At 41.6% G+C, this 13,944-nt stretch carries 13 protein-coding genes and 1 pseudogene; 3 read left to right on the top strand and 11 right to left on the bottom strand.

Annotation, left to right across the window (positions count from 1 at the left end):
* Positions 1–27: 27 nt before the first annotated feature.
* The 3 genes from CUU64_RS15770 to CUU64_RS15760 are packed head-to-tail and all read right to left on the bottom strand — an operon-like array spanning position 28 to position 3,678.
* Positions 28–1,131, bottom strand: coding sequence for a Ger(x)C family spore germination protein (locus CUU64_RS15770; protein WP_101634557.1), 1,104 nt, complete (start codon positions 1,129–1,131; stop codon positions 28–30).
* The gene (locus tag CUU64_RS15765) at positions 1,124–2,206 is read right to left on the bottom strand and encodes a GerAB/ArcD/ProY family transporter (protein WP_101634556.1); all 1,083 of its coding nucleotides are present in this window, start codon (positions 2,204–2,206) and stop codon (positions 1,124–1,126) included. Before CUU64_RS15765 ends, CUU64_RS15770 begins: the two co-directional genes overlap by 8 nt.
* 8 nt (positions 2,207–2,214) lie before the next feature.
* On the bottom strand, positions 2,215–3,678 hold the full coding sequence (locus tag CUU64_RS15760; protein ID WP_101634553.1) for a spore germination protein: 1,464 nt from the start codon (positions 3,676–3,678) through the stop codon (positions 2,215–2,217).
* A 285-nt stretch (positions 3,679–3,963) separates the two neighbouring features.
* Between CUU64_RS15760 and CUU64_RS15755 the strand changes: the two genes are divergently transcribed.
* Both CUU64_RS15755 and CUU64_RS15750 read left to right on the top strand, forming a co-directional pair.
* Positions 3,964–5,082 (top strand): NAD(P)/FAD-dependent oxidoreductase, encoded by a 1,119-nt coding sequence (locus tag CUU64_RS15755; protein ID WP_101634723.1) that lies wholly within the window; start codon positions 3,964–3,966, stop codon positions 5,080–5,082.
* A 125-nt stretch (positions 5,083–5,207) separates the two neighbouring features.
* Positions 5,208–5,342, top strand: coding sequence for an FbpB family small basic protein (locus tag CUU64_RS15750; RefSeq protein ID WP_101634552.1), 135 nt, complete (start codon positions 5,208–5,210; stop codon positions 5,340–5,342).
* A 96-nt stretch (positions 5,343–5,438) separates the two neighbouring features.
* Here CUU64_RS15750 and CUU64_RS15745 read toward each other — a convergent pair whose 3' ends face one another.
* From CUU64_RS15745 to CUU64_RS15730, 4 genes are all read right to left on the bottom strand, one after another.
* Complete coding sequence (locus CUU64_RS15745; RefSeq protein WP_101634550.1) at positions 5,439–7,148, bottom strand: alpha-keto acid decarboxylase family protein; 1,710 nt, start codon at positions 7,146–7,148, stop codon at positions 5,439–5,441.
* A gap of 357 nt (positions 7,149–7,505) precedes the next feature.
* A complete protein-coding gene (locus CUU64_RS15740; RefSeq protein ID WP_101634548.1) occupies positions 7,506–8,012 on the bottom strand; it encodes an STAS domain-containing protein in 507 nt (168 codons plus the stop codon).
* 12 nt (positions 8,013–8,024) lie between these two features.
* Positions 8,025–8,459, bottom strand: a complete 435-nt coding sequence (locus CUU64_RS15735) for a DMT family transporter (protein ID WP_101634547.1) — start codon at positions 8,457–8,459, stop codon at positions 8,025–8,027.
* A gap of 142 nt (positions 8,460–8,601) precedes the next feature.
* On the bottom strand, positions 8,602–9,573 hold the full coding sequence (locus tag CUU64_RS15730; protein ID WP_101634546.1) for a hypothetical protein: 972 nt from the start codon (positions 9,571–9,573) through the stop codon (positions 8,602–8,604).
* A gap of 507 nt (positions 9,574–10,080) precedes the next feature.
* On the opposite strand from CUU64_RS15730, the gene CUU64_RS15725 reads away from it, so the two are divergent.
* Positions 10,081–10,305, top strand: coding sequence for an alpha/beta-type small acid-soluble spore protein (locus CUU64_RS15725; protein WP_101634544.1), 225 nt, complete (start codon positions 10,081–10,083; stop codon positions 10,303–10,305).
* Positions 10,306–10,770: 465 nt separating this feature from the next.
* On the opposite strand, the gene CUU64_RS15720 is transcribed toward CUU64_RS15725, so the two are convergent.
* The 4 genes and pseudogenes from CUU64_RS15720 to CUU64_RS22100 form a co-directional block, all read right to left on the bottom strand.
* Positions 10,771–11,094: a DUF5658 family protein gene (locus tag CUU64_RS15720; RefSeq protein WP_101634543.1), complete on the bottom strand. Its 324-nt coding sequence runs from the start codon at positions 11,092–11,094 to the stop codon at positions 10,771–10,773.
* Between the two features lie 225 nt (positions 11,095–11,319).
* The gene (locus tag CUU64_RS15715) at positions 11,320–12,291 is read right to left on the bottom strand and encodes a TasA family protein (protein WP_180954630.1); all 972 of its coding nucleotides are present in this window, start codon (positions 12,289–12,291) and stop codon (positions 11,320–11,322) included.
* Positions 12,292–12,491: 200 nt separating this feature from the next.
* The gene (locus tag CUU64_RS15710; protein ID WP_101634540.1) at positions 12,492–13,067 is read right to left on the bottom strand and encodes a signal peptidase I; all 576 of its coding nucleotides are present in this window, start codon (positions 13,065–13,067) and stop codon (positions 12,492–12,494) included.
* Positions 13,060–13,944: pseudogene (locus CUU64_RS22100) on the bottom strand (hypothetical protein); the annotation flags it as partial. The gene CUU64_RS15710 and the pseudogene CUU64_RS22100, both read right to left, overlap by 8 nt.

Below are 13,944 nucleotides of genomic sequence, written 5' to 3'. Positions count from 1 at the left end.
ATTCCCATAAGTTTCAGAGTCCCACTACTAGTTCACTCTTCCGTAATCCCGCAGTTGAACATCCGTATGTATTGTTATCGGGATATTTGAATATGTTTCTCGCCAATTTAGCTTATTCCATTCTTCATAGTTCAAGCTGTTACGGACCACTTTTCCAATACCAAGTGAATCGACCCTATGTTTCTGTGTAAAGGCAACAACTTTTTTCATCTTTTCCTTTAAATGTTTTTCCATCTTCTTTTCAATACGGCTATGTTGGTTAGGGTTTGCTATATTGCCTTCTCCCATATACTCCAGAACCGTGCCTTTCACATTTACCGAAATAACGAGAGCAAAAGGATGGCGGACAGAGCGTTTTATATCTATTTTCTGGTCACTGTCCGTAATGGAAAATGTCAATAACTCCGCTTCCCGATTCTTGCCTCCCTCCCATGTAAAAGTCAGACGCCCTTTTTTGACCGTTTTTGTTAGAAGCATATAAAAGGGACCCATGGAAGAATCTAAATAGGTGATATAATGATCATCACGGAATAAGGCAATTCCGTCTACCTCTACATGCTTCTTCTTTTTAACCAGTTGCGGGGCGACTGGATCAATTCCATCATCATACAGGTCCCTCATGAATTGATAGCTATTGATTTCAGGCAGGCGATTATTTTTGCTTTCTTTCTCTATCAATTGGTCGATATACTCATAGGTACCCTTTTGCTGTTGATAATTGTCAAAAAGCATCTTTGCAGCGTTTCCATTAGTAATCATGATGTGCGTTCGATGTCCGACTGAAGGGTCTCTCTCAAGTGTATCGCAGTAACTTGAGAGACCTTTTTTAGCGACACTCTTCCCGAATAACACAGTTCTTAGCTGCCCATGCACAATGTCCCAGTCTGTTTGTTCTGACGCTTTCATTTGTGCTTCCAGCATGCTCTTTGCTTTGGTGGAAATGATTTTCTGAGATTCCTCCTTTTTCGCAAGGGGGAGGGCTGCACTGACCTGGATCTGATCCATCCCATTTTGTTTCCCCGCTAAATCATACGTGATCGTCTGAACCATTGCCTGATCCTCCAGAATTCGCTGGTCTCCGCAACCCGTCAGGAGGATTAGTAAAATCAGCCACTTTCTATATTTATCCATCTACTTGCCTTCTTTCTTGCCGCTGGCGTGTTAGCAGTATAGTGATAGCAGGCAGCAAAAATCCGATGCCCATCTCAACGATGGATAAATTAGTCAACCAATTCTCCACTTCCTCCATTGAATAGGCAAATGCCGAAATGGCCAGTGTCCCGGCAATGATTAGTGCAGACAGGAAATTCCGGTTTATTGTTTTAAAGATTCGATTTGCAGCCTGAATAGAAGCCCAATAAAACACCGTAACAGAAATGAGAGTCTTTAATAAAAATAAACCATAAAGGAAGTTTTCCAATCGTTCCACGAAAGGGAACTGAATATAAGAAAGGGCATCCAATAAGGGAAATAGTATTTTCTTTAAATACTGGTGGCCAAAAAAGCCAAAGCAAATAATAGACGTGTAGGCGTAGATTATGGTTGTGACCAACTGTCCTAGCATAAGCGATTTGAAGAACTTGGATTCCCTGTTTGTAAACGGAAAAAAAAGAATGGAGAGCTCGTACCCGATAAACGTTAAATATGTTTGAAATATGCCCCTTGTCCACCCATCCCCTTCCTTAAATACGAATGAAGTAAAACGGGCCAATTCGATCTCCCTGAAAAAATACATGAATAGGACGGACAATATTACCGAGATGGAAAAAATGAAAGTGGATGTTTTTGCGATAATATAAATTCCTTTTATCACAAGCATATACACAAGAAGATCAAATGCTAATTTTAACGCCAGGGTAGGCGTTGAGTGATACGACAAAAGCTGGTAGAGGGTTACATACTGTTTGGCAATTAGGCAGGCAATCACACTCCAAACCACAGCAAGAAATCCAAAAAGTAGGTAGGCCGCTACACGCTGGAAACGCTCCTCAATAAGGTCTAAGATACATTGTCCCTTTGCTCTCCTGTATGCGGCTCCTATTAAGAATATATTGAGATAAGCCAGAGCTGACACAAGAAACAACGCAAGCCATCCATTTGTACCAAAATGTACCGCCAGTGTGTGGGGAAGGGCAAACAGGACAACGCCGGTTTGAGTCAAGTAAACCAGTATAACAAGATGAAATGAATGCAATTTTTCTTTCATACGTGTCCCTACTCTCCGTTTTTCCTGCGAATAGAATGATCGGTTCTTGACTGGGAAGGTCGCGTTCTCAATTTAGAAAATGGGGCACGAATGAGGATATCCTTCAAATCACCAAAGGCCATCGGAGTAATCGGTGTCATATAAGATGTTTTTAAACTTGTCAGGCTTGCCAAATGAATAAGCACAAACCCAAGGCCTATCATAATGCCGAAATTCCCCCAGATTCCTGCCAGCAGAATGATACCAAAACGAACCAGGCGTATCGACTGGCTCATCATATAGCTCGGAATGACAAAAGAGGCAATGGCCGAAATGGCGGTGGAGATAATCAAAATGTTGCTCGTTAAACCCGCCTGTACCGCTGATTCCCCAATCACAATACCTCCAACAATGCCAATTGTCTGGCCAATTTTCGTAGGCAGCCTAGCTCCTGCCTCCCGTAATAATTCCACCGTTACCTCCATTAACAATGCCTCATACAGAGGCGGAAAAGGAACTCGCATCCGTGATTTAAGAAGCGTCATCAATAGGGGCCGCGGAATCATTTCGTAATGAAACGTTGTCACGGCAACATAAAAGGCCGTAAAAAAAATGGTAATAAAGAATGCCGTATACCGAAGGATTCGTAAAAAAGTGGCAACTGCCCATCTTTGGTAATAATCCTCCGAGGTATTGAAGAATTCAAAAAAACTGGTTGGGGCAATTATGACGGAAGGGCTCCCGTCAGCCATAATGACGATTTTCCCTTCTAAAAGTTTGGAAGCTGTGGAATCGGGCCTTTCAGTCGTCAAGAATTGCGGAAAAACAGAATATGGCTGGTCATCAATCATTTGAACGAGCATAGCAGAATCAATGATCCCGTCTCTTCCAATCGCTAGTATCCGTTTTTTCGTAAGTGATACGAATTCGGGGTTTGCTATTCCTTCAATATAAACAATATAGACATCTGTGTTACATACGTTACCTACACGAAATTTTAACGTTTTCAAGCTGGAACTCTTAATTCGCCTTCGTATAAGAGAGAGATTATTTCCCGCAGATTCTACAAATGAATCGTGTGGGCCAATGATGACCGATTCCGTTTGCGATTCAGCAATTGATCTGGCTTCCGGCCCAAACACATTTACCAAATAAGCTTTCTCTTTATAAAATATAGCAGCTTTTCCATCTAACACCCCCTGGCACAGGGTTTCATTATCCGCTACTTCCTGATATCTTGTTTCTGAAAGTATTTTTATTACATCGTCTGGTTTTCCTTTGTCAAAGGGTTCAACAAGGAGCTCTTGTACTTTTGCTTCCTTTACGAGATTCTCTATATACGTGTATTGTAACGATAGATGGGTGATATCATTTTCCACCAAATCTGCACAATCCCTGAATTCCTCCCGTATAGCTGCGAGAGTTGGAATAATATTAGGCTCTTTTTCCTCAGATGTAAGCTTCTTGTTTTTTCTTTTAAATACTCCAACCATTTTATGCCTCCGAAATTCACTTTTTCTTTCGGATAGCTTTTGTTAAATTTGGTTTGTTATGCAAATCACTATGAATTTCGGTCCTATCATTAGCATAAAACTATCAAAATAGTAGGGGTTGTATTTGCAAAGCTTTTCCCTTGATTATTCTGATGAAGCTTTATAGCTTTTGACATTGGAGTCATTTTAATGACATACTTCCTTTATATCTACTCATATTCACGAATTTCACGGTTTGGCTTACAGCCAATCCCAGTTAGTCCGTTAATGAAAGGATGCAAACTTGTGAAAAAGTTCATTGTTGTCGGGGCTGGAATCCTAGGAGCTTCAACTGCTTACCAGCTGGTAAAAAAGGGGGCGGAAGTCCTCATTGTAGATCGAAAAGATGCGGGTCAGGCCACTAGTGCCGCTGCAGGGATCGTTTGCCCATGGTTATCCCAAAGGCGCAACCAGGCTTGGTACCAACTGGCAAAAGCAGGGGCCCGCTTTTACCCTGGCTTGATCGAGCAGCTTGAGGCCGATGGGGAAACAGAAACCGGCTATGCCCGGGTCGGTGCAATTAGTTTACATACTGACGAAAAGAAACTTCTTGCGATGGAGAAACGTGCGGAAATTCGTAAGGTGGAAGCACCGGAAATCGGAAGCATCAACCGTCTTACCATAGAAGAAACCAAGGCAAGTTTTCCACCACTAGCAGAAGGGTATTCCTCTGTCCATGTAAGTGGTGCTGCTCGGGTCGATGGACGCTCTCTACGGGATGCCCTATTGCGGGCAGCTCAAAAACACGGTGCTACGCTGATTTACGGCAACGCTGCCCTTCACTTTAACAGTGATCATGTAACAGGTGTTTCTGTAGGTGAACAATCTTATACTGCTGATAAAGTAATAGTATGTGCCGGTGCGTGGGCCAACCAATTGTTGGAGCCACTCGGTATTGATTTTAAAGTGAGCTTGCAAAAAGGACAAATTGTTCATTTACGCATACCCGACACTGATACAAGTAAATGGCCAGTAGCAATGCCATCCAGTAACCAATATTTTCTGGCATTCGAGGACCAGAGGGTTGTAATTGGCTCTACTCATGAAAATGAAATACAAGGGTTCGACAACCGTATTACGGCTGGAGGATTGCAGGAAGTGATCAACAAGTCACTTGAGACCGCTCCTGGTTTAACGAATAGTACATTTTTAGAAGCACGAGCCGGCTTTCGTCCTTATACACCTGGATTTCTCCCTGTTATAGGTTCGCTACCCGGTTGGGACGGAATATTGATTGCAAATGGATTGGGTGCTTCTGGTTTGACGATGGGCCCATATTTAGGAGACCAACTGTCAAGACTTGCCCTTGGATGGGAAACGGAAATCAATCTAGAAGATTACGATATATCTACTGCTATAGGGTAAAGTGTTTAAAAATGTCATGAAACTGTCACTTTTTAAAATGATACTCCCTTTTATATATCATATTATTTAAAATATATATTATTTTCAGATATATTAATTCACACACTTAAAGGAGTGCCTATATAATGCGACGCCGATTAACGAAATCATTAGAAGAATTGGTACAGGAAAATAAAAAGGAATTACTTAACGACAAAAAAGAATTAGAAAAAATCGATAAACGAATCGAACAACGCCATGAAATTAAAAAGCTTGCTTAGACATTGTCCTATATAGCTTAAACTGTTAAACCCACTCATAGCAAGAGTGGGTTTTGTCTTTATTAAGCATAATCATGATTTTCCAACACGGTACTGTTAATTCTGCAATTTCTCTTGCTCCTCCAGATAATTCCGCATACGTTGGAGATACTCAGGAGCATCCATTGGATCATGAACGACCATTTCTATGATGCACAATTTATCCTTGCACTCAGTCTCTGCCTGCTTTATGGCTTCATCCAGCTCCTGATTTGTGCGCACCTTTGCAGTAAACGCAATGCCGCCAAAAATATCAGCCAGTTTCGTATACTCCCATGCGGGTATCTGGTTATATTTCTGATTTTCAGACTTTACATTCAAATATTTTTCAATTGTGTATCCTTCGTTGTTTAGAACGAATATGATCGGCTTACAATCGTTTTCCAGCATCGAACTAATTTCCTGTACCGTTAACTGAAGCGAGCCTTCTCCAGTAAAAAGAAGGACCCGCCTATCCTTTTCCGCCAGACACGCACCAAACGCTGCCGGAACCCCATACCCGATGCTCTGCCATCCCCCTTGAGCAATATAATTCGCTCCCTTTGGCAGTCTAACCTGTGACATTCCATAAGAAAACGTACCTGTTTCGACTACTACGATATCACTGTCTTTCAGCATTTGTTGAATCCGGGGATAATAGGATGAGGCAGCAATAAGCTCATCCTGGCCTCCTCTAACAACGTCATATGGAAAACCTTTGCTACTAGGGGTTTCCCGCTGCCGAAAGCCGCTTTTCCGCAATGCATCCAGCATATCCTCTGCATAAATATTCTCATATTCAGCTTCGCTGACTATAACAAATTGAGGCTGAATCGTTACCGTATTCAACGGATTCAGCTTTGCCGTAAATTTTGCCATGTTGACATCAGACTTCACATGTCCTACCATAATGACACAATCGGCTCCTTCAACGATGCCACACACCTCTTTATCTCCGAATGGACCTCCATATGTTCCTATATATAGGGGATGGCTTTCATCAAATCCACCTTTCCCTTGCATCATAGACGCAACAGGCACATGCATTTCTTCAGCTAGACGCATTGCAGCATTTTGAAGACCGTACCGAATCGTTAATGTATCTATTAACAGCACAACACTCCGGGCAGAATCTAACATTTCCTCAACATGGCTGACGGCCGCCCGTAACGAATTTTCTTTTGTTTTTTTTTCGTCAGTTGGCTGCAAGTTGTGCCGCAATATCGGTTTCATTACAAGGTCGATGGCGACTGACAAGTACACAGGCTTTTTCTTTTCCTTAGCAATCCTTATTGCTACCGGGATTTCTAGCTCCGCATTTTCCGGCGTCAATATCACTGTGTAGCCGGTAATATTCTCATATACTTTCCGGAAAACATCATAATCCCCATTCATCAGGGTATGGTGCAGCAGCTTCTTCTCCCTTTGTTCCTTTGACTTTGGTGTTCCTACGATATGGATAAGAGGCACATTTTCACTATAAGCACCCGCAATGGCATTGCAGGCGCTCATTTCTCCAACTCCAAAGGTCGTTATTAGTGCCCCTATTCCTTTTAATCGGGCATATGCGTCTGCTGAGTAAGCGGCATTCAACTCGTTTCGGCCATTGATAAATCGAATATCTGCTTGTTTTTCAAGCGTATCCAAAAGGGTAAAGTTAAAATCCCCCGGTACCCCGAAGACCTCTTGTATGCCCTCACGCTTTAAGCAGTCCAATAAATACTGGCCAAGCGTGATGTCATCCGTCTGTCCAAGTTCCGCTGATATTGCGGGCTTTGAAGATAACACTGTTTATCACTCCTAATGGATTGATGGTTGATAGCTTCCACCGATTATATACCCTATCCATTTTCAGCTAATCACGATAAGTGACGGAGGCCTTTCAATCCTTATGGAAAAAATCGTCGCCAAAAACGGCTCAATTTAATGTTGTGTATCGATTGTTACGTCATTTTGGTATCATACTGCCAGTTCTTCCGTTCTTTGTTCAACTTCCTTCTCAAGCTTATTTATTTACTGTTGTTCTTTTTGTCCTGCAAGGTTATCTATGTTTTGGGTTTTGAAGTGGCGGTACAAATGAAATCTAATAAAATGCTAATAAATTCAGTAATTACTATTTAATGGAACTCTATAAATATATGGTTTTCACCCAATGCTTTCTATCGCCTGCTTCACATTTGCGAACGTTCTGATCGATGAGAAATCCATGCCGCCCCCTATTACCTTAGTTGCTAAATCCGGACGGATTCCGGTGGCAATCACTTGAATTCCCAGCAGCCGAAGCACTTTATACACATTAAAGATATGGTTGGCAACCTCTGAATCAATCGTTACAATGCCGAAAAAATCAATAATCAAGCATTCTACCCCAAGTTCACTGATTTTTGGGACTACCTTATTTACTAAATGTTCGGCTCTGTCATGATCAAAGGACCCAATCAATGGAAGAACAGCCATCCCGTCCTGGATTGGCACGACCGGTGCCGATAACTCATTCGCTTCCGTTCTCCTATTTTTGATAATCTTGTCTGTGTACTCCTCATAAGCAAGAATCGTCTCAGTCAAACTGATGTCGAGCGCACACGCCCTTATCCTGGAATTTATTATTATTAGAATATCGCTCTCCCTCGCATTTTTAAGACGGGATCTCATTTTTTCTTTTAGTCATTTATAGTTAAATAAGTAGAGTGATACGAATAATAAAACGATTGCCATAATCTTTTTTAAATCGATTGGTATTTTTACTCCACCAAACAATCCAAAGTGATCAATGACGGCCCCTATGATAATTTGTCCGGCAATAACAGAAACCAATGTGGGGGCAACACCTATCTTTGGGACTACGAGAATCATGACAGTGACATAAAAGGCACCAAGTAAACCGCCTATAAGCTGCCATTTGGGCACAGCTTGCACCGCTAAAATATTTCCTTTTCCAAAGAACAGCATCAAAAAGAATAAAGCAAGTGTCCCAATGAGAAATGAAACAAACGCTCCCTCAAACGCCCCCGCTTTTTTTCCCAATCCGCCATTTATCTGGGCTTGAACAGCAACCGCGAATCCGCCCATTAATGCAAGCAAAGGAAAAATAAATTTCACAACGAATTGCCTCCTTCTATTGTTTTCTATTTTTCCATTATACTCTAACCAGAAAATACTTGATGGAACTTCTTTAACAATTGAAGCTGTATTAACGCAAAATGCCCTTCACAAAGAAGGGCATTCACGCAATATGTTCCTATTATTGAAGACCACCTTGAATTCCATTTGTAAATCCTGTTTGGCCAGCTTGTTCGGTAGCTGCTTGAATTTCCTGTATTACCTGCTGGGCATCCGTTCCTGCAAATCCTGGCTGCATGATAGATTGAACGGGGCCGCCCACTTGCTGTGAACTATATCCGTTTGTCATTCCGGCCTGACTGCCAAAACCGCCAACTTGCATTCCTGCTGATTGCATGCCAAAGCCCCCTTGCTGCTGGCTAGAACCATATTGCAGGTCGCGTTGGATATCCTGTCTTACCTGCTGAGAATCCGTTCCTGCAAATCCTGGCTGAGTGATAGATTGAACGGGGCCGCCAAATGCGCCAGACATTCCGCTCTGCATACCAAATCCACCTGCTTGCATTCCAGCTGACTGCATGCCGAAGCCGCCTTGCTGCTGGCTAGAACCATATTGTAAATCTCGTTGGATATCTTGTCTTACTTGCTGAGGGTTTGTTCCAGCAAATCCTGGCTGCATGACTGATTGTATCGAATCGCCCATTTGCTGTGAACCATATCCTCCTGTCGATCCCGCTTGCATCCCGAAGCCGCCTTGCTGTTGGCTAGACCCATATTGTAAATCTCGTTGGATATCTTGCCTTACTTGCTGAGGGTTTGTTCCTGCAAATCCTGGCTGCATGACCGCTTGTAAAGGACCGCCCATTTGCTGTGAACTGTATCCGCCTGTCATACCTGTTTGCATTCCCAAACCGCCAGCTTGCATTCCAGCCTGACTGCCGAAACCACCTTGCTGCTGGAGAGAACCATATTGCAAGTCACGCTGAATATCTTGTCTTACTTGCTGAGGGCTGGTTCCTGCAAATCCTGGCTGAGTGATAGATTGAACGGGGCCGCCAAATGCTCCAGACATTCCGCTCTGCATACCAAATCCACCTGCTTGCATCCCTAGTTGTTGTGCTCTTTGTTGCATCTGTTGTTGTGATTGAGACATGTTGATTCCTCCTTGAAGTTTAGTACCAACACTTATAGATTTTGCAGGAGTCTCTTTTTTATACATTTTTTTACTATTTTTTTGATTTTATAAAAAAATATTCACTCCATATTCAGCCAGTTTTTTGAAAAAGGAACTTGGCTTGGTTTAACACCACTATTTTCAGTAATCCCCATGCAAGAAAATGCCCACAGCAAGTAAAAATTAAGTTGCTCATCAACAAGTCCCGTTCTCTTATCAATAAATAAGAGTTGCATATCTTCAAAATATTTTACGCTTTACGTAATCAAGTACATTCATTAATTCGTATTGCTGCAAATCCTCCTTAAGAATGAACGCATTTTGGATCTGTTTCCCATCTCCCTTGGCAACCGAATATACTTTCAAGTGGGGAAAAACAATTAACATCTTATAATAGCAGAATTGTTCAACGATACGTATTCCAAAATTTTGAATGCATTTGTTTTTAACAATAAGAGAACATAGGTAATGAGGAGGTGACGAAACATGTCTAATCGTCGTGGAGGCCGCAATCGCCTTTTAGTACAAGGTGCAGAAATGGCAATTGAGCAGCTGAAGTATGAAATCGCAGCTGAGTTTGGGTTTGAGCTTGGAGCTGACCAAACAGCGCGTGCAAACGGTTCAGTAGGCGGTGAAATCGTAAAACGTCTGATCGCTACAGCTCAATCCCAATTGTCTGGACAAGTTGCACCACCGAACTCTTCTCGTTAAGCATCAATAAAACCTAATGATATATGGATTGAGGCTGTCCCAAAAGTGACTTTTGGGCGCCTCTTTTTTTGTGGGCATAAAAAAATAAGAAAACATTTCCTTTTGGTATAATAAAGTACCACACCAAATCATACGAGAAAGCAATGTTTTCTTATGTACATTCAGTATAACATTGACCAGCTAATCCTTCCAATGGATATTGAAATCCTCATCCCCAAACACCACCTTTTCCGGATCGTCAGCCATGCCGTCGACCAGATTAGTCCTTCTATTTTCGCCAGTCTCTATCCGGTGGGGGCCGCTCTGCTTATCATCCCCGCATGATGTTAAAAATCATTTTATTCGCCTACAATAGTGTTTTCCATATCGGGGAACTTCCCCATCCGAAGGGGGAAATCGCCTATCTTCCTGAAGGCGGACACAGGATGTTCGCAGTAAATCAATGATACAATTGGGACGATCCTTTTACTCAATATAGGGGAAAGGCGCAAACTTATATAACGAGGACCAGCCAATAACCGTGGAGCAAGCATATGAACGTATAGAAGGCCAATCCGCAATGGAGATGCCTTTTATCCAATAAGCAGGGCGGGGCTTTATGTATAAACTAAGAACATATAATAGGAACGAAAGCGTCAATTTGACCGTCATAAACAAAAAAGGATGGGTTTCATATAAAGAGTTCATAAGAGGATTTGCTTCGGTGATATGGGAATTGAGCAAGCCATAATATGTAAGGAAAGCGGCTAGGAGGTTGAGAATAGCGAGGTATTGGAATAGGTGTTTCATTTGGATCACCTCTTTGTAAAAAAATATCTGTTCTTAATTGAGAATTGATACTTTTAAAAAGACCTTGATTGTTACTTTTTATTCAATCAAGGTCTTATACAGTTGCGCTATTCTTTCTTTATTTAAAAAAAGGAAACATCCCTCACTCAAAGAACGAAATCAGGAAATTTACTTCACCAAAGCAAATCAGTCCTTCTTTAGTTCATCTACCTTATATAACTCTCTTCATTTTGGAAAATTAATTTCTCCACTCCACAATTCCCCTGTACCACGATGACCCGGACGCTGGTATGCTTTAATCATATAGGTTCCAGATTTTTTTGGATTATACATAATCTTATATGTTTGGCCGGAACCTAGAGTAGGAACTGTACCAGTTGCTACAATTTCCCCTCCTTTAGGATTACCCTGTGCAACCCAGTATACTTCATATTTTACAGGGCCACCCATTCCTGAGCCCCCATTTTTTACATCAGCATATATTGCATTACCCTCACGACCTTGGTCAATGAATTTTAATGAACTTTTATCCCATTGTTTTGGTTCGTCATCGTTCTTGTCATCATCACCGTCGCCTCCACCACAAATCCCTTCTATATCAAAATCAACAGATAAAGAATCATCCTGAAATTGCCCTTCATTGTTTATTTCATTTCTATGTTTATTTACTGATTGAGATATAAAAGAAATTTCAATTTCTAGATCAATCCCCTCAGATACATTCAATTTGCCCCCTGGAAGCCACGAAGCAATGTTAAGTGGCTTTTTCTCTAATTCAGCAAGTGTCAATTTGAAGAAGCTTCCATCTTCGTTTTTTACATATGCATCATCTAATCGAAATTTTACTTCGAACTGTTCAGTAAACTCTTCTGCTGTGGTTCCATTTTTAGGATTGAGCTTATTATCCGTGCCATCTGTAAATTTTAACTTCGTATGCAAATAAACTTTATTTACTGGTAAAGACCCGCTGTTCGCTATAGTCAATATTCTTTCTTCAACCTGCATTGGCATTACGTTATCAATATCAAAATCCGAAAAGACCACAATATTGCATTTTCCCACCGCTAATGTGTGCCCTTTCGTTTCAATGTCATTAAAAAGGGACCATGTACCTTGAGGAATAACAGCCGAAATTAATAATATAAAGCCACTAATGAGAAAGATGATTCCTTTCGTAATTTTATATTTAGAACTCACTTTTATCACCTAGCTTTCGAATGGATAATCTTTATAGAGTAATAGAAAAATATGATATTTGTTGCTGATTGTTTGAAAGACTAAAACTTATAATCGTCTTCCTATGTAAACTCCATCATTAAATTTTTAAAAAGGTGAGAAAATCTTCTCACCTTTTTTTGTTACGGCCATAATTGTTCAAAGATTTTATGATATTCCCTTTAACTGGCTCCCTCTTTACAATCCGATACAACAGTTTGAAGATATTTAATATTAGAGACTATTATATAGATGGCAGGAATAATCAAGAAAATGATTAAACCTAATTTTGACTTCATAAATTCGATTAAGTAACCGAGATACGGAAAAGTAACACCCTGATATTTTCCCACTACTAAATTGGCAGAAAGTGGCCTAGCGTCAGGTGTAAGATTTGCATCGCCTTTCGTAATAAACTCGGTATGAATTCCTTGTTCATTAATATCCATGATACGATGTGTAATGAGTTGATTGCTATCTCTTGGCGAGCGAAATGTAACAACATCACCTTCCTGAAGTGCTGCTGGGTCTTTCATTGATTTTACTAATACAACTGCTCCTCTATTGATTTCAGGTTCCATGGAACCCGATAATATCGTCATGAACTGATAGCCAAAAAACTGTGGGCTTCCTCCACTAATTTTTGAGAATAGAATCAAGTAAACAAATATTAATAGAAGCATTATCCCCAAAATATTCGTTGCTTTTATGACCAGTGATTTCACCCTCATCCGATTTTTTACTTTAAGTTCAGTCATCTATTTTAGACCCAATTGTCACCTTGACGTTATAGTTATTTCTAAAATGCGCAACCTGTGTTTTATTTGAAAAAGATGAAGTATTATCATTTTGGCTACCTGTCGCTTCACTACTTTCAGAATTGGAATCTGCCTCTTTTTCACTTGATTCAGACGAAGCATTCTCACTCTGGTTACCTGTTGATGCACCATTTTCGGAATCGGAGTTTGTTTCTTCTTTATCTGACTGAGAAGGAGGTTCACCCACTGAATTATCATTCGACTGGCTATCTGTCGTGTCCGATACTGTTTCCTCTTCCCTGTTTGCTGGGGTTTCTGTCGGCTGTTCACTTGTTGGGACTTCCTCTTCTGTTCCTGTCTCACTCCCCTCTTCCAATCCCGGTGCACTTCCTTCACTCGGAGCGGTTGGCGATTCTTCTGGTTGTTCACCTGTTGGAGGTGCTGCTTCCGGTCCTGGTGGATTTCCTTCACCCGGAGTGGCCGGCGGTTCTTCTGGTTGTTTACCTGTTGGGGTTTCTCCTTCCGATCCCGGTACATTTCCTTCGCCCGGAGTGGCTGGCGGTTCTTCTGGTTGTTCACCTGTTGGGGTTTCTACTGCCGGTCCCGGTACATTTCCTTCGCCCGGAGTGGCTGGCGGTTCTTCTGGTTGTTCACCTGTTGGGGTTTCTCCTTCCGGTCCCGATACATTTCCTTCGCCCGGAGTGGCTGGCGGTTCTTCTGGTTGTTCACCTGTTGGGGTTTCTCCTTCCGATCCCGGTACATTTCCTTCGCCCGGAGTGGCTGGCGGTTCTTCTGATTGATCACCTGTTGGGGTTTCTACTTTCGGTCCCGGTACATTTCCTTCGCCCGGAGTGGCTGGCGGTTCTTCTGATTGATC

This window comes from Bacillus sp. V5-8f (genome assembly GCF_002863565.1).
Taxonomy (GTDB): Bacteria; Bacillota; Bacilli; order Bacillales; family DSM-1321; genus Peribacillus.
This window is presented reverse-complemented; position numbering and strand designations above follow the sequence as displayed.